14 protein-coding genes, 4 pseudogenes and 1 riboswitch are annotated in these 16,838 nt (G+C 64.3%); of the genes and pseudogenes, 13 read left to right on the top strand and 5 right to left on the bottom strand.

Features of this window, described 5'->3' with window-relative positions; genetic code table 11:
• Positions 1-261: 261 nt before the first annotated feature.
• The 4 genes and pseudogenes from G6N41_RS30360 (at position 262) to G6N41_RS21820 (ending at position 5,063) form a co-directional block, all read left to right on the top strand.
• Positions 262-1,722, top strand: coding sequence for a hypothetical protein (locus G6N41_RS30360; protein ID WP_456320207.1), 1,461 nt, complete (start codon positions 262-264; stop codon positions 1,720-1,722).
• Positions 1,723-1,889: 167 nt separating this feature from the next.
• Positions 1,890-2,472, top strand: a pseudogene (locus G6N41_RS30365) (transposase); the annotation flags it as partial.
• A 208-nt stretch (positions 2,473-2,680) separates the two neighbouring features.
• Positions 2,681-4,015, top strand: a complete 1,335-nt coding sequence (locus G6N41_RS21815; RefSeq protein ID WP_020730516.1) for a M23 family metallopeptidase — start codon at positions 2,681-2,683, stop codon at positions 4,013-4,015.
• Positions 4,016-4,067: 52 nt separating this feature from the next.
• Entirely contained in the window at positions 4,068-5,063 is a 996-nt protein-coding gene (locus tag G6N41_RS21820; protein WP_198965637.1) for an alpha/beta fold hydrolase, read from the top strand.
• A 71-nt stretch (positions 5,064-5,134) separates the two neighbouring features.
• On the opposite strand, the gene G6N41_RS21825 is transcribed toward G6N41_RS21820, so the two are convergent.
• Complete coding sequence (locus tag G6N41_RS21825) at positions 5,135-5,455, bottom strand: DUF732 domain-containing protein (protein ID WP_198965638.1); 321 nt, start codon at positions 5,453-5,455, stop codon at positions 5,135-5,137.
• Positions 5,456-5,732: 277 nt separating this feature from the next.
• Between G6N41_RS21825 and G6N41_RS29070 the strand changes: the two genes are divergently transcribed.
• The 7 genes and pseudogenes from G6N41_RS29070 to G6N41_RS21850 all read left to right on the top strand — a co-directional run bounded on the left by G6N41_RS29070 (position 5,733) and on the right by G6N41_RS21850 (position 11,136).
• Positions 5,733-5,948, top strand: a complete 216-nt coding sequence (locus tag G6N41_RS29070; RefSeq protein ID WP_198968076.1) for a hypothetical protein — start codon at positions 5,733-5,735, stop codon at positions 5,946-5,948.
• Positions 5,949-6,020: 72 nt separating this feature from the next.
• Complete coding sequence (locus G6N41_RS29075; protein WP_198913147.1) at positions 6,021-6,440, top strand: hypothetical protein; 420 nt, start codon at positions 6,021-6,023, stop codon at positions 6,438-6,440.
• Positions 6,441-6,445: 5 nt separating this feature from the next.
• A complete protein-coding gene (locus tag G6N41_RS29080) occupies positions 6,446-6,679 on the top strand; it encodes a hypothetical protein (RefSeq protein WP_231608655.1) in 234 nt (77 codons plus the stop codon).
• A gap of 26 nt (positions 6,680-6,705) precedes the next feature.
• A pseudogene (locus G6N41_RS21835) lies at positions 6,706-7,577 on the top strand (IS5 family transposase).
• Positions 7,578-7,661: 84 nt separating this feature from the next.
• Positions 7,662-8,527, top strand: a pseudogene (locus tag G6N41_RS21840) (metallophosphoesterase).
• A riboswitch (Fluoride riboswitch) is annotated at positions 8,527-8,601 on the top strand. Its footprint overlaps the pseudogene before it by 1 nt.
• Positions 8,602-8,789: 188 nt before the next feature.
• Entirely contained in the window at positions 8,790-9,869 is a 1,080-nt protein-coding gene (locus G6N41_RS21845) for a DUF190 domain-containing protein (protein ID WP_198965639.1), read from the top strand.
• Positions 9,870-9,936: 67 nt separating this feature from the next.
• Entirely contained in the window at positions 9,937-11,136 is a 1,200-nt protein-coding gene (locus G6N41_RS21850; RefSeq protein ID WP_198965640.1) for a MalY/PatB family protein, read from the top strand.
• A 3-nt stretch (positions 11,137-11,139) separates the two neighbouring features.
• On the opposite strand, the gene G6N41_RS21855 is transcribed toward G6N41_RS21850, so the two are convergent.
• Positions 11,140-11,685, bottom strand: a complete 546-nt coding sequence (locus tag G6N41_RS21855; RefSeq protein WP_020725779.1) for a PadR family transcriptional regulator — start codon at positions 11,683-11,685, stop codon at positions 11,140-11,142.
• Positions 11,686-11,793: 108 nt separating this feature from the next.
• Here G6N41_RS21855 and G6N41_RS21860 point away from each other — a divergent pair, with 108 nt between their 5' ends.
• On the top strand, positions 11,794-12,666 hold the full coding sequence (locus tag G6N41_RS21860; protein WP_198965641.1) for a DUF3159 domain-containing protein: 873 nt from the start codon (positions 11,794-11,796) through the stop codon (positions 12,664-12,666).
• An 18-nt stretch (positions 12,667-12,684) separates the two neighbouring features.
• Here G6N41_RS21860 and G6N41_RS21865 read toward each other — a convergent pair whose 3' ends face one another.
• The 3 genes and pseudogenes from G6N41_RS21865 to G6N41_RS21875 all read right to left on the bottom strand — a co-directional run.
• Positions 12,685-13,413, bottom strand: coding sequence for a 3'(2'),5'-bisphosphate nucleotidase CysQ (locus tag G6N41_RS21865; protein WP_020725781.1), 729 nt, complete (start codon positions 13,411-13,413; stop codon positions 12,685-12,687).
• Positions 13,414-13,514: 101 nt separating this feature from the next.
• Positions 13,515-14,693, bottom strand: a complete 1,179-nt coding sequence (locus G6N41_RS21870) for an acyl-CoA dehydrogenase family protein (RefSeq protein WP_198965642.1) — start codon at positions 14,691-14,693, stop codon at positions 13,515-13,517.
• A gap of 17 nt (positions 14,694-14,710) precedes the next feature.
• Positions 14,711-15,908 (bottom strand): annotated as a pseudogene (locus G6N41_RS21875) (IS30 family transposase); the annotation flags it as partial.
• Between the two features lie 706 nt (positions 15,909-16,614).
• Here G6N41_RS21875 and G6N41_RS21880 point away from each other — a divergent pair.
• Positions 16,615-16,830, top strand: a complete 216-nt coding sequence (locus G6N41_RS21880; protein WP_198968060.1) for a hypothetical protein — start codon at positions 16,615-16,617, stop codon at positions 16,828-16,830.
• Positions 16,831-16,838: the final 8 nt, after the last annotated feature.

The following is a 16,838-nucleotide window of genomic DNA, read 5'->3' on the forward strand; positions in this document are numbered from 1 at the left end:
TGTTCGGCTCCGGTGGGGCGGGCGGGGCCGGCGGCCAAAGCGACTTCACCTTTGGTGGGGCCGGTGGGGTCGGAGGTGACGGTGGGTTGCTGTTTTCCACCGGCGGCGCCGGCGGGCAAGGCGGCTTCGGCCTCTCGAGCGGTGGGCCAGGTGGGGCTGGCGGGAATGGTGGGCTGTTGTTCTCCGATGGCGGTGTCGGAGGGGCCGGTGGCGAAAGCTGGTTTGACACCTTCGGCGGTGTGTTCCCCGCGGCCGGAGGAGATGGGGGGGGCGGGGGGCAGCGCCGGCCTGTTGATCGGCAACGGGGGTGCCGGCGGGGCCGGCGGGGCCGGCTTCATCGGTGGTGATGGCGGGAACGGCGGTAACGGGGTCTGGATCGGCAACGGCGGCAACGCCGGAGTGGGCGGAGGCGCTGTCATCGGCACGCCCGGTGGCATCGGCGCCGGAGGGGGCAGTGGGCTGTTGCTAGGGCTGGATGGTTTTAACGCTCCGCCTGGGACCTCACCGCTGCACATCCTGCAACAAGATGCGCTCAACGCGATCAATGCGCCGGTTCAGGCCGCCACTGAGCGCCCGCTGATTGGCAACGGCACCCCCGGCGCCGCCTTCAGCGGTGCAGATGGCACCCCGGGTGGGTGGCTGCTCGGTGACGGGGGGGCCGGTGGCTCTGGCGCTTACAACGGCATGGCCGGCGGCGACGGCGGGGCCGCTGGGCTCGTTGGTGCCGGAGGCACCGGTGGGGCCGGCGGCGGCTACATCGTTCTTAGCCCAGAATTGGGGGCCGGCGGCACCGGTGGGGCCGGCGGGGCCGGCGGGTGGTTGTCCGGCGCCGGTGGGAACGGCGGCTCCGGTGGTTACTACAGTCCGTTTTCATTCAACACCGGTGCGGGCGGCGGGGCCGGCGGCGCCGGCGGCCCCGGCGGGCTGCTTGGTGCAGGCGGGAACGGCGGAATTGGCGGGTTCGGCGGCGTCACCGGTCCTGGTGGCGGGCCCGCTTCGACGGGTGGGTCTGGTGGGGCTGGTGGGGCCGGCGGGCTGCTGGGCGGGCTGGTCGGTGCCGGGGGCGGGGACGGCGGTGGCGGTGGGTTTGGATTCCGCTGGGACGGTGTTGGTGGATCCGGCGGTAATGGTGGGGCCGGCGGCAACACTGGAATGTTCGGCGGTCCGGGCGGGGCCGGCGGCACCGGTGGATACGGAGGGACAGGGGGTGTCGGCGGGATCGGGGGTAATGGCGGGCTGTGTTACGGCGCCGGCGGGGTTGGTGGCACCGGCGGATTCGGCCAAGTGGACAACGGCGGTGCCGGCGGTGCGGCCGGATTGTTGTTCTCCAGCGCCGGTGCCGGCGGGTTCGGCGGCACCGGCCGGGTTGACGGTGGGGCCGGTGGGGCGGGCGGTGCGGCCGGTGGGCTCGGCTTCGGCGGGCCCGGCGGTGCCGGCGGTGCCGGCGGCCTCTTCAGTCCGGACGCCGGAGACGCGGGAGACGGCGGTGCCGGCGGCACCGGCGGGCAACTGTTGGGTACCGGCGGATCCGGTGGATCCGGTGGAGAGTCGTTGGCCAGCTCCGGTAGAGGTGGTGCCGGCGGCGTTGGTGGCAATGCGGTGCTGATCGGTGTCGGCGGTAATGGCGCCAACGGCGGAATCGGCGACCCCAACGGCGATGGCGGCACCGGCGGGACCGGCGGAAGCCTTTTGGGCCAAAACGGGCTCAACGGGTTGCCCTAGCGGCACAACACTATTGGCGCGGTCGGCAGCCTTGCGAGTTCTCGGCACGGATGGTTGCCGTTGTGTTCCGCGGTGTGTTTAGCGCGATGCCGGATGCTTCGTGGTCGGTCAAGTTATTCGGGCATTATCGCTACCGACCAGCTGCCGAGAAGTCGGCCGCGCGTCGGTTGACCGAGACGTTTTTGGCGGAGACAGTGGATTCGTTGATCAAGGGCGGTCAAAGACGGGACCCCGATCGACGGGCCGATGGTTTGTTCAATGAGCTGGCCAAGGGTGTGTTGGAGCGGGCGCTGAATTCGGAGCTGACCCATCACCTGGGCTATCAGGCAGGTGATCCCGCCGGGCGTGTCACGAGCAATTCCCGTAATGGCACCACGCCCAAGACGGTGAGCACGATCAACGATCCTGTGCGCATCGATGCACCCCGTGACCGCAACAGCTCGTTCGAGCCGGCGACCGTACCGAAGAAGACCAACTGGCTCAAAAACATCAATTCCGTTGTATTGTAACTCTATTCGCGCGGCATGACGACCCACGACATCGAGGCTCATCCAGCGGAGGTGTACGGGGCGTCGGCTCCAGCGGAGGTGTACGGGGCGTCGGCGTTTCGGGAGTTGATCTCCTACATCACCTAGGTCGTCGCAGAGGAGATCAAGGCCGGCAATCCTGACGCTGAACGAAGTGTCTCCGATCCTCTATATCGACGGTCTGCGGCTGCGGATCAAGAAAAGCGGCGTCACAGCTACTAAGCCTCGATCCACCGACTGAATACCTGGGGTTCGCGTTTTGATATAAACGAGATGCCCTTCGTGCTGACCCCAATGTGATCTTGAACAGATCCTATTCTCCCACCAATACAGGTCATTTCGCGTACCGAACCCACCCCCAGAACACACGGCGAATCGATGGATCGGGGCTAGAATCACGGAGTCCGGCGTCAACCAAGGAGGCATATCTGATGGCATACGAGCAACCACGACGCCGGGCGCGCAGTCCGTTCTGGAAGTCGTTGGCTGTCTTCTGGTTAGCACTCTGCGTTGCCGCATGCTCATCGAGTACCACTGGTGCCGAAGGCGCTTCGACCAACGCCAACGGCACAAGCAACGCGCTCGAGGGAGTAACGGTTCCCGACGCGTTCACACCGTTGACCATCGCGCCAATCAGCCGGCCGACGTTTCCGTTCCCCGGCACCGACGGCAAGTACCACCTGGCGTACGACGTGCAGATCACCAACGCGACCGGGGCTCCGGCGGCCCTCACCAGCGTCGATGTAGTCGACGCCCAGGACCCCAGCAAGGTGCTCGCCTCGTTCTCGGGTACCCAGTTGGTCGACCCCAAGTGCAGCTATGGAAACTGCAACCGGCTGCGACAGCTGACCGGAAGACCGTCAACCGATTTCACCATCCCACCACAAGGATCACGTGCGCTGCTGCTTGACTTCACGTTCGACAAGTTGGCGCAGTTCCCCAAGGCGGTGATGCTGCGCCTGCATGGCACCGGGGTGACTGCCCCTGGCTCAAGCGCCGAATCCGGCCCCTTGGACACCCTGGGTGCGCCGTTCGACATCTCGGCCGGCACGCCACGGGTGATCAGTCCGCCGCTGCGCGGCAACAACTGGGTGGCGTTCAACGGCTGCTGTGAACCGGGTTGGGCCCATCGCGACTCCATCCTCCCGCTGAACATGAAGCTGAACAACAGCCAGCGCTTCGCCATCGACTGGATGAGAACGAACGACCAGGGCAACTTTTTCGCCGGCGACAAGACCAACAACGACAGCTATGTCTCCTACGGCAGCAGCGTGTATGCGGTGGCCGACGGCACCGTGACCTCGACGCTCGATGACATGGAAGCCAACGTGCCGGGCATCCTGCCGGCATCGGATCCGGCATTGGCGGCGAAGATAACGGTGGACAACGTCGATGGCAACCACATTGTCCTCGACATCGGCGGTGGCGCGTATGCGATGTATGCCCACCTCATCAAAGGCTCGCTGCTGGTCAAACCGGGCGACAAGGTGAAAAAGGGCCAGGAGATCGCGAAGCTGGGCAATACCGGCAATTCGAACGCCCCACATCTGCACTTCCAGCTGATGGACGGCCCTTCGCTGCTGGAAGCCGATGCACTGCCCTACGTGCTGGACACCTTCAGCTACCAGGGACAGGTCAGCCCGGCGACCATCTGGGATGCCGACAACTACCTCAGCGGCTCCTTCTTCGGACCTGACCGGCTCGCGGCCCCGGAGCCTCGCACCAAGCAGCTTCCGGTCTTGCTGGCAATCGTGAACTTCGGGTAAGCCGCCGCCGGGCACACCCGCGGTGGTTGGAATAGTGCACAGGAGAATGGTCTTGGACATCTTCGCCGAATGGCAAAGCGGTGCTTCGACATTACGCTGGCGTTCAACCACTGCCGCCAATGCCGATGCCGAGGTCACGGTGTTCACCCGCCGTTGTGGCACACCCAACGCGCCAGCCCTGGTCCTGGTTCACGGCTTCCCAACCTCCAGCATCGACTACTTCGCATTGGCGCGCGAACTAGGCTCGGAGTTCGACATCTATGTGCTGGACTTCCCCGGCTACGGGCTGTCCGACAAGCCGCGGCAACCTTACGTCTACTCGTTGTATGACGATGCCCGTCTGCTCGTTCACGCGATCAGACGGGTCTGGAAGCTCACCGAGTTCCGGATGCTCACCCACGACCGCGGCAGCAGCGTCGGCATGATCGCACTGGGGATGCTGGCCGCCGAGGATCCACCTGCGCTGCCCATCGACCTCATCATCACCAACGCCAACATCTACCTTCCGCTGTCGAACCTCACCGCATTCCAAACCGCGCTGCTCGACCCCGCGACGGCACGAGCCACCGCAGCCGCGACGACGCCCGAGCTACTGGCGGCCGGACTCGGTGCGAGTACCTTCATGCCACGCAGGGCACTGGAAGATCCCGAGATCACCGCTTTGGCACGGTGTTTTGCGCATAACGATGGAATCCAGGCACTACCAGACACAATTCAGTATCTGCATGAACGTGCTGCAGGTGAAACCCATTGGCTTGAATCACTTTCCACGATAACCGTCAACACCACGTTGGCGTGGGGACTGCACGACACCGTCGCGCCGCTGCGTGTCCCCAACCATGTATGGCAGGCGTATCTGAAGAACCAACCCGGCCGAAGCCGCTACTGGGTGGTTCCCACCGCCGACCATTACCTGCAATGCGACGCCCCGGCGGAGCTAGCCGAGATCGTGCGTGTCACCGCCGCGGGCGGGGACGTTGCCCTGCAGACGCTCGGAGACCGGGCCGATGGCGCGGTTCTGGTCGATCAATGCGATAGTCCCGCTTAGCCGAAAGTGGGCCACAGGGCGATGTTTCGGTGCCGCCCGCGCCGCTGCGCTACTACCACCCTTGGGCCACGTCAGGTCACGGCGAGGTGATGCGGGCAATAGTAGTTCGCCGAGATGACCGCGAAGTGCGCGGCAGCGTCCATGTCGAAGCCGGGGTTGCGCGCCGTCACTTCCTGAACCACGGCCAGACCGGATTCACCACGATCCAGGCACACGCACACCGCTCGGGCGGGATCGATCGCTTGGGCTGGGCTGGGATAGGTGATACCGATCCGCTGCAAAGCGACCAGAAATCCGACATCATCGCCGGCGCGGGCAACACCGGCAACCCACACCGGCGCACCGAATACGACCGCCGCGCACACGCCTACTACCGCGATTAGCAATTTCATTGGCTCACAGCGCCTTTGATCGGGGCTGGCCGACCTGAATCCCGCTGCACGATGCCTTGCCGGGCATTGGCGCATCGCAACGGACCGGCCAAGTCCGGCACCTGCAGCGAGATTGCAGCGAACTTCACTGCGATACCACCAAGGTTACCGATGCTCGACGCGGCCCGCAAAGATGCGGCAAGCATCACGAAAAATGCCCGTGAAGCGTCCTCGGTGCATCACGTAAAAATGCCCGCGAAACGGTCGATCCTCGGCAGGCATGGGAAGTGGGCTGTCGATGTCGTCTCGGGCCGAGATCACCGCGAAGTTCGCCAGGGCGTATGTGGGGGCGCCGAAGGCGGGCAAGGGGCAGATTCTGGATCAGGTGGTGGCGGTCACCGGCTGGTCGCGTGACAACGCCCGGCGGCGGTTGAGGGCGGCGGCCGCGCCGCCGGGAGCGGGTCGGCAGGTCGCCAAACGGATTCGCCGGCAACGTAATCCGAAGTACTCCTAGGATGCGCTCAAGGTGTTGCAGAAGGTGTGGGCGGCCTCAGGCGGGCAGTGCGGCCGGTACCTGGCCGCTTCCATGGCACTTCAGTTGGATGCTCTAGAACGCCACGGCGAACTGGTGGACGGCCGTGACCGTTACGGCCCGGCGGTGCGTGCCGAGCTGTTGGCGATGAGCAGCGCCACGATCGACCGCTACCTGCGCGGCGCCAAGGCCCGCGACCAGATCTCGGGTGTGTCGACGACGAAACCCTCCCCGCTGCTGCGGTCCTCGATCACCATCTGCAAAGCAGGCGATGAGGCCGAAGAATCTCCGGGGTTCTTCGAAGGCGACACCGTGGCGCACTGCGGCCCGACACTGAAAGGTGAGTTCGCCCGCACGGTCAACCTCACCGACATGCACATCGGCTGGGTGTTCACCCGCACGGTGCGCAACAACGCCCACCCCCACATCCTGGGCGCCCTCAAAACCGGAATTACTAAAATCCCTATAAGGTAACGGGTTTGGACTTCGACAACGGCACCGAATTCCTCAATAAGGCGGTCATCAAGTGGGCCGCGGACATGGAGATCTTCTTCACCCGCTCACGACCCTACAAGAAGAACGACCAGGCCACCATCGAGTCCAAAAACAACCACCTCGTGCGTCGCTACGGGTTCTACTACCGCTACGACACCGACGAAGAACGCGCCGTGCTCAACCGGCTGTGGCGCCTAGGGCGTGTCTGCTTAATGTGAATGGTGTTTTGGCTGATGCTGTTTGGGTGATGCGGACGCATGCGATTTCTGATGATTTGTGGTCGCTGATCGTGGCGGTGTTGCCTGCGGGGCGGCGGCGTGGCCGGCCGTGGAACGATCATCGACGTACTCTGGAGGGCATTATCTGGCGTTACCGTACGGGATCTCCGTGGTGTGACCTGCCCGAGCACTTCGGTCCCTGGCAATCGGTGGCCGAGAGGCATCTACGCTGGTCGGTCGATGGCATCTACGCGCGGATCTTCGCGGCGATCGCCTCTGACCTCGACGCCGAGGACGCCGACCTGGGCGCACTGTTGTCGGTCGATTCGACCAGTGTGCGCGCCCACCAACACGCAGCCGGAGCGCCCCGGGCGCCGCACAGGGGGATCTGTCGAATTACAAGAAATATCTCGATGAGCCCGATGACCACGCTATTGGGCGTTCCCGCGGCGGGCTGACTACCAAGATCCACGCCTTGACCGACCAGCTGTGCAGTCCGGTCACCCTGGCACTGTCGGCCGGTCAAGCCGGTGATAATCCGATGCTTTGGCCATTGCTGGCCGCCCGGTGCAGCAACTCATACGCCCCGTTTCACCTGCTGGCGGACAAGGCGTACTCCCATGACTCGACGCGGGCACAGCTGCGCCGGCTCAAGATCGCCCATACCATCCCCGAGCGCAGCGACCAGATCACCCGCCGCAAAGCCAAAGGCCGCAACAGAGGACGGCCTCCGGGGTTCTCAGGCCGAATCTACAAGCACCGCAACACCGTCGAGCGAAGCTTCAACCGGCTCAAACACTGGCGCGCGGTCGCCACCTGCTACGACAAATACGCCCTGACCTACCTCAGCGGTGTCACCCTGGCCGCCATCATCACCTACCACCGCGTCCGCAATTAGCAGACAGGACCTAGATGCCAACGAGTCTTTGGGACTCGATGACTGCCGTTGGGCGGCTCGATCGCAGAGCTAGGAGGGCGGTCCATGAACGGCTCACCGGATTCTCAGATACTGCGACAGCCGACTACGCGGTCCTTTCTAGCCCAACCGTTGCGAGTCGCGATCGCCGGCGATTGGCATTCCGACGCCAAGTACGCCGTCGGCGCGATCGAGCACGCCGCCAAACGCGAAGCGACAGTGCTGATTCAGCTCGGCGATTTCGGCTATAACTTCACCGACGAGTATCTGGATTCGCTCGAAGAAGCTTTGGACCGGTGCGGGATGGTCTTGGGGTTCGTCGACGGCAACCACGAGAACTTCGAAAGATTGCTTGGTTGGCCCATCGACCCGGACGGTCTGCGATACCTGCGTGCCCACCTCGTGCACCTGCCGCGGGGTTTTCGTTGGCTATGGGGCCAGACCCGGTGTCTGGCCCTCGGTGGCGCCTATTCGATCGACCGTTTCCTACGCAAGCGGGGCCGCTCCTGGTGGGAGCAGGAGCTACTGACCATGCGCCAGGCGAATGCGGCCGCGGCCGCCGGAGAAGCCGATGCCATGTTTTGTCACGACTGCCCGGCCGGAATCACCGTTCCCAGAGCGGCGCGCGACCGGCGCGGGTTCCCGGAACTCGAGCTGCGTCGGTCCGAGCTGCATCGCGAGCGGCTGCGCTGCGTTGTCGACGCCGTCCGCCCGGGTCGGCTTTGGCACGGACACTTTCACCACCGTTATCAGGCGGTACTGCACGGGCAGGGTTATCGCACCGTGGTGGACGGTCTGAGCAAAACGGGCATCCCATCGACAACAACATGGTGGTAGTCAACCTCGCCGCTCTGGGATCGCACCGGCTGAGTAGTCGCGGGACCGACGGGCCATCGAATTCGGACTTGACCCACCGAGAGGCCGTCGGTTAACTAGCAGCGGCGATGGGGCTCGCCAGGAAGCTCGACTTCTGAACCGCCAGCCGGCTGATGGCACCTGCGAACAGAGGAGTCCCAGGTGGCATATCCAAACTCCCGCGCTCGTCCCGCGCCGCGCGTGGCCCGAATCGAACTGCGCCGCAACGGTGGTCATCCCATAGGCACACACCGACCCGATGCCCACGAGGCGAACATCGGTTGCAGCGGCGGCGCTGCGGCATGAAAACTCCTAGGCAGCACGGCTTCAGGGGCCGGCATGGATGACGATTGCCTCAAGGTGAGCGCCTACTTGGGTGAGCGGCGCCGAACCGACGACGGCTTCCTGGCCGATGTGCTGCTCAGCCTCTACCAAGAACACAACATCGCGTCCAGCGTCGTGCTGCGCGGAGCCGGTGGATTCGGGACGGGACGCCACCTGCGGACCGACCAATCGCTGACCCTCTCCGAGGATCCGCCCGTGGTGATCATCGGTACCGACCGTAGGCCCAAAATCGAGGCATTACTCGACCCGGTGCTTGCCATCAAGCAACGAGGGCTGCTCACTCTCGAGCGCGCCCGCATGGTGCGCGGGGACCTGCCAGCACTGGAATTGTCAGAGCAACTTCACGAAGCCGCCAAGTTGACCGTCTACGTTGGCCGCAAAGAACGCGCCTACGGTATGCCCGCCTATCTGGCCATCTGCGATCTGATGTACCGACGCCAACTGGCTGGTGCCTCGGTTTTCCTGGGTGTTGACGGCACCGCGCACGGGCGGCGGCAACGCGCCATGTTCTTCGGCCGTAACGCCGACGTCCCGACGATAATCATTGCCGTTGGCTCGGGCGATCGCATCCGTCGGGTACTGCCGGAGCTCGGTGGGCTATTGCGCCGTCCACTGATCACGCTCGAACGAGTTCGGGTTTGCAAGCGTGACGGTGAACTGCTGGGCCGTCCCCATGCCCTGCCCGCAGCCGACGAACACGGTCTGCCGCTGTGGCAGAAGCTGATGATCTACACCTCCGAATCGGCCCGGCACGACGGGGTTCCCATTCACCGGGCCATCGTGCGACGCCTATACCGGCGCCGGAGGCCCGACGGGGCTACCGTGCTGCGCGGCATCTGGGGCTTCAACGGCGAACATCAGCCCCACGGCGACAAGCTGTTCGCACTGGGCTGCCAACTGCCGGTCGTCACCATCGTGATCGATACCCCGACCAACATCGCCGAATCATTTGAAGTGGTTGACGAATTGACCCGCGAACATGGATTGGTCACCAGTGAAATGGTGCCCGCCTTGGTATCTGACGACGGCGATGGCGGTCGGGGCGGACCGGTCATCGCCCGCTACGACTACTAGCCAGGTGGCACCGCCCAAGCCACGTCCGGTGCGGTCGGTACCGCACAGCCCGCTAACGTAATCGCCCATGAACCCCAACCCGCTCGAGCAACTGACACTCGAGCAACTACGCACCCGGACAAGCATGAAGTGGCGTGCGCACCCGGGCGATGTCTTGCCCTTATGGGTGGCGGAGATGGACGTGAACCTGGCACCCACGGTGGCCGCCGCGCTTCATCGAGCGGTCGACAACGGCGATACCGGATACCCCTACGGCACCGCATATGCCGAAGCCCTTGCCGAATTCGCCGCGCTGCGTTGGCAATGGCACGACCTGGAGGTCGGCCGGACGGCGATCGTTCCGGACGTGATGATGGGCATCGTTGAGATGCTCCGTCTGGTCACCGATCGCGGTGACACCGTGATCGTCAATTCACCGGTGTACGCCCCGTTCTACGCATTCGTGTCACACGACGGCCGAAGGGTGGGCGAAGCGCCGCTGGGCACTGATGGCCGGATCGACCCGGACGCGCTGGAAGAGGCCTTCGCTCAAGCGCGCCGCGCAGGTGGCAACGTGGCTTACCTGTTGTGCAATCCCCACAATCCGACCGGTGCCGTGCACAGCTGCGACGAACTGCGCGGCGTCGCCGAACGCGCCCGTCGATATCACGTGCGGGTGGTGTCGGACGAGATTCATGCTCCCCTGGTCTTTTCCGGAGCACGTTTCACCCCGTACCTGACGGTGCCCGGCTCCGAGAATGCGCTGTCGCTGACATCGGCCACCAAGGCGTGGAATCTGGGTGGCGTCAACGCGGCGTTGGCTGTTGCCGGTCCGGAGGCCGCCGCCGATCTACGCCGGATGCCGGAAGAGGTCAGCCACGGGCCGAGTCACCTGGGCATCATTGCGCACACCGAAGCGTTCCGAACCGGCGGCGACTGGCTTGACGCGCTGCTGGCCGGACTGGACGCAAACCGCACGTTGTTGAGCGATCTGGTGGACGCGCAGCTTCCCGGGGTGCGGCTGCGATGGCCGCAGGGCACCTACCTGGCCTGGCTGGACTGTCGAGACCTCGGAATTTCCGAGCAGGATGCGTCCGGTCTTGCGGTGGTGTCAGATCTATCCGGGCCGGCCAGCTGGTTCCTCGATCACGCCCGAGTGGCGTTGAGTTCGGGCCACGTGTTCGGAACCGGCGGAGACGGGCACGTGCGCATGAATTTCGCTACTTCCCAGGCCATTCTGACTGAGGCAGTGACGCGGATGGGCAAGGCGCTCGACGAGCTGCGGTAGCCGTCAGCCTTGCCCCGCCGGCGCGACGCCGCTGCGCTGGTCCAACCCGGCAATGACCCACTTGGCCCATTCGATTTCCTGTTGGGCCCACCGCAACCCTTGCTCCAGCGCGGCCCGGGCAAAGAAGGAGTCGTCATCCTCAGCCCAGTCGTAGGCGTCGCGGATCCGTTCGTAGTGCGTCTTTTCCTGCTCGGACAAAGACAACAACGATTCCAGGTAGCTACGGGCTTGACTGGGATCTAGCTGGCCGAGCAGGAAGACCCGCAGCAGCGCGGCATTGCGGACCGGTGGGTCCTGCTGCGGCGAAGTCATCCATCGGTAGAGTTCGGCGCGTCCCGCGTCAGTGATCGCGTACTCCTTGCGCCCCCGTGGCCCCAGGTCCGAGGACTTGATTAGTCCGGCAGCAGCCAGCTTGTTAAGCTCACTGTAGAGCTGACTCTGCGTTGCTGGCCAGACGTTGTTCATCGACAGCTGAAACCGCTTTAGCAGGTCATATCCACTTCCCGGCTCCTGGGAGAGCAGCCCCAACGCCGCATGTCGCAGGCTCACCCAACCATACTAACCAGCCATTTTTGACATGTCACCAATGCCATGCCAATATCGACATATCAATTTTGACATGTCGATATTGGAACGTCGGAAACGTAAGGAGTACAGGTGATTCAAAGTGCCCGCCCGAGTGTGCCTGCCTTCTGCAGCGTCGACAACGACAAGCAGCCGGATCGGCCACCGGCCAAGGTCTTCAGCCCCGCACGCGCCCTCGATGGGTTCCTTCGCTCGCCGCTTGCGGGAATCGCCCCATGGGCACTGCTAGCAATCTTGTCCGGACCGGGGCGCTTCGAGCTGGCGGCGGCCGGCGCGTTGGGGCTCTCCGCGCTGGTGATGCTTGCCGGCCTCAGCCGTGGCGTCAGGGTTCACGCCCTCGAGGTCTTCGGCACCGCGTTCTTCGGCGCCATGTTGGTCGTCGGCCTGTTCGCGACCGACAACGCAATCCGGTGGCTCGAGTTGTGGTCCGGGGAGCTCACCAACGCCGCCCTAGCCTGTTTTTCCTGGCTCACCCTGCTGATCAGACGGCCATTCACCATGGCCTACGCCAAAGACACCACACCACCGGAGCATTGGGACAGCCCCCTATTCAAAAAGATCAACACGGTGATCACCATCGTGTGGGCGGGCGCCTTCACCTTTGCGGGAACCGTCGGCTTCATCGGCGACTACTTGTGGCATGACGGCACCAACTTCTGGACCGGGTGGATCCTTCAATTGGCGGCGATCTTCTTCGCGGCGGCGATTACCGACTTCTACCCGGACTACGCCGCCGCCAAGTTCGATTTGGCCAACGGCGAGCCGGCGCTGGTTCCCTCCGTCCTACAGACTGTCGGCTGGTTGCCGTCCTTCCTCACGGTCACCGGAATTGCGGGTCTGCTCACCAACTCGGTTGACTCCCTCGCCGCGATCGCGCTGATTGTGGCCGGCAATGTCGCATCCAGCATCCTGGCGAAAGTTCTTCCGAAGCAGACGAAATCGTAGCGACGCCACGGGCAAGTCTCAGCCGGTAGCAGCCAGCACGGCGGTAGCGAGCTCGGGGCGGCATACCACCAAATCGGGAAGCTTGGGGTCCGGCCGGTTGTAGGTCAATGCCGACCCGTCGATACGAGACGTATGCAGCCCAGCGGATCGGGCCACCGCCACCGGGGCGGCCGAATCCCACTCGAACTGCCCGCCGGCATGGACATACACATCGGCCAAGCCCTGCACGACCGATGCCACCTTGGCCCCGGCGGAGCCCATTTCCACCAAGGTGCCATCCAACGCGTCGCGCACAGCCAGCGCGATGGCCGGTGGACGAGTCCGCGAAACCACGATGCGCGGCCTGTCGGGTGCCGCCGGGGGTGGCTCGACGTGTGGTGTCGCCAAGGTGATGCCCTGCGCCGGGAGCGCCACGGCCCCGGCGACGAGCTGGCCGGCCTGCCACAGCGCGACATGCACCGCCCAGTCGACGCGGCCGAGTTCGGAGAATTCGCGGGTGCCGTCGAGCGGATCAACGATCCAGACTCGCTCGCTGCGTAGCCGGACGGGGTCGTCGGCACCCTCCTCGGAGAGCACCGCATCCCCGGGACGCTCGGCGGCCAGCTTGTCCATCAGAAAGTCATGAGATCGCTTGTCCCCCGCCGCCTTACGCTGGGCAACCTCGGCTTCGGCGAACTCCTCCCGCACTCCGAGCAGCAGGCGACCTGCCTCGGTGGCCAGCCACGCAGCCACAGCGTGGTCGTTCATCCAATACCCATTTCCGGCGATAGATTGGTAATTCTTACCCAAATTACATCACTGGCCGAGCAGGTAAATCTTCCTCCGCACCCCGAGGATCTAGCGTGAACTCAGAGTCCGAACTGGTCCTCGACGATGCCGAGCCAGATCTGCGCGCAATCGATGGCGACCTTCTCACTGATGAAGGCGTGCTGGGTTCCGGTGTACATGTCACGAAACGCCCGTTCGAGGCGGCTACCCTCGCGGATTGAACTCGTTCCGGCCACCAGATGTGCCCATTCGGCACAGCTTCGAGCGGTATCGGTGGCGAAGACGGCCGCCGCGCGCATGTCCGAACGCAACGTAGGAGTCAGTTCCTGGCCGGCACCGACCGCGGCTTCGGCGGTGGTGAAGGCATCCAGGACCAGCAGGCGCGCCGCGCGCCATGCCGCGACGTGATGGGCCAGGCCCTTCTGGAAAGTGGGGCGACTGGCCAGAGCGGCCATGTCGCTCATCCGGTACTTCGTCGCCGCAAGTTCGGTGACATCGTCAAGCATGCTCTTGGCGACCCCCAGCGCCCACGAGGCGTGGCCGGCCGCGGTCACCGGCATCAGCCCCATCCGAGTGGCCGGCGAACTCCCCCGTCGCGGCTCCCGGGCGAATAGTCCAAAGGTGCGGCCCTGCGGCACGAACACGTCCTCGGCACTGTAGTCATAGGAACCGGTCCCTTTGAGCCCCTGCACAAACCAGCCGTCATTGAAGGTGATCTGCTCGCGCGGAACCACGGCCACCTGCATGTCCGGAACACCCTCACGGATCCAGCGCATTTCACCGTCATCCATCGGGAAGAAGCCCGCCGCGATGTACTGCGCATGACCGGTCCCCGAGCCGAAGCTCCACGATCCACTCAGTCGGTAGCCGCCGTCGCCGGCGCTTCCCTGCCCGTTGGGGAAGAACTGGCCGCCCATCGTGACTCGGTTGTCGGCGGCGCTGAACACCTCAGCGAAGCCGTCGTCGGGGAGATACGTGGCGGCGGCGAACGTCGACGGCAGGTTCGCGATCCCAATCCAACCGAACGACCCATCCTGCCAGGCCATTTCGATCCATGTCTCGATCATCTCGGCAAACGCGGGCTCGGTTCCTCCGGCCGCAGTCGGATTGAATGCCGACATCAGTCCGGTGGACCACATTTCGTTGACGATCTTGTCGGTGAGCGTGCGCCGGCGTTCGGACTCGCCGGCTTCGGCCCGCACCAGGTCCCGCATGGTGCGGGCCAGCGCGACAACCTGGCCACTCGTTGTCGATATCATCTGTTCTCTATCTGGGTTCAACCGGTGGATGCAACACCGGTTTGGTGGAGCAAGAGTAGCTGTTCATTGAATGCTTCGGCCGGTGTCTTCCGGCCGAGTGTCTTGCGTGGTCTGGTGTTGAGGGCGTGAGCGACGGCCTCGATTTCCTCGGCAGACCATCGCGGGAGGTCGGTGCGTTTGGGAAAGTATTGGCGCAGCAGGCCGTTGGTGCTTTCATTCGTGCCGCGTTGCCGTGGTGACTGGGGGTCGGCGAAGAAGACAGGGATGCCGGTCTCGACTTTGAATTGGGCGTGCGCGGACATTTCCTTGCCGCGGTGCCAGGTCAGCGACCGGACGAGCTGCTGCGGCAGGGTCGACATGGTGTTTGCCAGGGCGTCCTTCATCGTTATTGCGCCGTAGCCGGCCAGGGCCGGACCGTTCTTGACCGAGTGCTTATGCCGGTGCCCTTCTTCGCGGGCCAAGTGGATCAACATGGTGAACCCGGTCGTACGCTCGACGACGGTGCCGATCGCCGAGAGCGTTCGAGCCCGATGGGAAGATCGCCTTCCTTAACTTGTTGGAAGGGTGTTTCGGGGCTGTCGTAGGGTCCTGATCACCCTCGGGTGGCAGGTATGGCTTAGATCGCCGCCTCTCGGGTGACGTGGGCCCAGGTCTTGCGTCATGATCGTTCCCGAGGCGCGTGCAGTGCGCGTCCGGTGCGTAGGCACCAGACCAGCTCCCAGTTGAGCGCGCCCCGGCCCTGGATGTAGAGCGATTGGTAGATCGCTTCGTGGCTGATACGCATGGACTTGTCCTCGGGGAAATCGACTTTGAGCCGGTTGGCAATCTGCTCTTGGCTCCACGCTAGCGACCACGGTCGGTCCTTGCGGTGGGGCTTGTTGCGGCCGGTGAATCGTGGCGGTTGCGGTCCGGCGATGATGCCGCCGTCGGGGTGGCTAATCTGCCCTGAAAGGCGTTGCTGCACATAATCATGCAGCTGCGGATTGGCGGCCAATTTCGCGGTCTTGGGCCGATATGCGGCCATATCGGCCTTCCACAGCACGACCGAGGCCCGGAAACCGCTGCTCCCGTAGCGAACAGCGGCGCTGCGGCGCAGTTCCCGTGAGATCGTGGACGGGTCGCGCCGAATCGCCCGGACGATTGCTCAAACACGTTGCCCTGAAACCGCAGTAGCGCGATTTCCTCACACTCAGCGAAGGACAGGCAACGGGAACTTCACATCAAAGCGTTGTGGAACCAGCGTGCCCGACCGCCGACGCCACGCCGGCGATCGCAGCTTCGGCCGGATCACCCGGTCTGCTGCCTGCTGACGACAAACCATTCAACACCTCCAACATCGAGGTGTTGCGACGACCAGTCGAATCCGCCATCACCGCCTCAACCTCTGAGCGCAGCAGATTCCACTGTTCGTCGGGGAGGTCCCAGGGATACCGCGCTTTCTGTCACGACATGGGCAACCCGCAGCGGGGCAACTGGTTTGCCTGGACTCGACAAGGTAGACAGGCATTCACGGGGCTCCCAGCAGCAAGGGGATGTGGTGTCCATCTGCTACCGCGGGCTCCGTCTCATGCCATTGCGCGACGCCCGATCGTGATCACCGATATGTCCAGTCACTTTAGTCACACGAGTATGTGAACAGCCTCTAACCGCAGTCCCGCCTCCGGCCAGGGCCACTAGGGGTTAAGCCTGGAGATCAGGATGCGGTCCGGATCGTGCTCCTGAACAACGGACATCAGCTGGTCGGTATTGTCGCCCCAGCAGTCGCTCGTCCTGTCCAAAATGTCAGCATAGTTGACGTAACGCCCGCCTGTCAACACGCCGGCAAGCATCACGAGAAATGCCCGTGAAGCGTCCTCGGTGGATCACGTAAAAATGCCCGCGAAACGGTCGATCCTTGGCAGGCATGGGAAGTGGGCTGTCGATGTCGTCTCGGGCCGAGATCACCGCGAAGTTCGCCAGGGCGTATGTGGGGGCGCCGAAGGCGGGCAAGGGGCAGATTCTGGATCAGGTGGTGGCGGTCACCGGCTGGTCGCGTGACAACGCCAGGCGGCGGTTGAGGGCGGCGGCCGCGCCGCCGGGAGCGGGTCGGCAGGTCGCCAAACGGACTCGCCGGCAACGCAATCCGAAGTACTCCTAGGATGCGCT

This window comes from Mycobacterium shottsii (assembly GCF_010728525.1).
GTDB lineage: Bacteria > Actinomycetota > Actinomycetes > Mycobacteriales > Mycobacteriaceae > Mycobacterium > Mycobacterium marinum.

Bases quoted from the DNA above. Each gene is read 5' to 3' on its own strand.
- G6N41_RS29075 (WP_198913147.1), top strand. From the start codon at position 6,021: ATGGCACTTCAGTTGGATGCTCTAGAACGCCACGGCGAACTGGTGGAC.
- G6N41_RS30360 (WP_456320207.1), top strand. From the start codon at position 262: ATGGGGGGGGCGGGGGGCAGCGCCGGCCTGTTGATCGGCAACGGGGGT.
- G6N41_RS21880 (WP_198968060.1), top strand. From the start codon at position 16,615: ATGTCGTCTCGGGCCGAGATCACCGCGAAGTTCGCCAGGGCGTATGTG.
- G6N41_RS21870 (WP_198965642.1), bottom strand. From the start codon at position 14,693: ATGATATCGACAACGAGTGGCCAGGTTGTCGCGCTGGCCCGCACCATG.
- G6N41_RS21825 (WP_198965638.1), bottom strand. From the start codon at position 5,455: ATGAAATTGCTAATCGCGGTAGTAGGCGTGTGCGCGGCGGTCGTATTC.
- G6N41_RS21865 (WP_020725781.1), bottom strand. From the start codon at position 13,413: ATGAACGACCACGCTGTGGCTGCGTGGCTGGCCACCGAGGCAGGTCGC.
- G6N41_RS21815 (WP_020730516.1), top strand. From the start codon at position 2,681: ATGGCATACGAGCAACCACGACGCCGGGCGCGCAGTCCGTTCTGGAAG.
- G6N41_RS29070 (WP_198968076.1), top strand. From the start codon at position 5,733: ATGTCGTCTCGGGCCGAGATCACCGCGAAGTTCGCCAGGGCGTATGTG.
- G6N41_RS21850 (WP_198965640.1), top strand. From the start codon at position 9,937: ATGAACCCCAACCCGCTCGAGCAACTGACACTCGAGCAACTACGCACC.
- G6N41_RS21845 (WP_198965639.1), top strand. From the start codon at position 8,790: ATGGATGACGATTGCCTCAAGGTGAGCGCCTACTTGGGTGAGCGGCGC.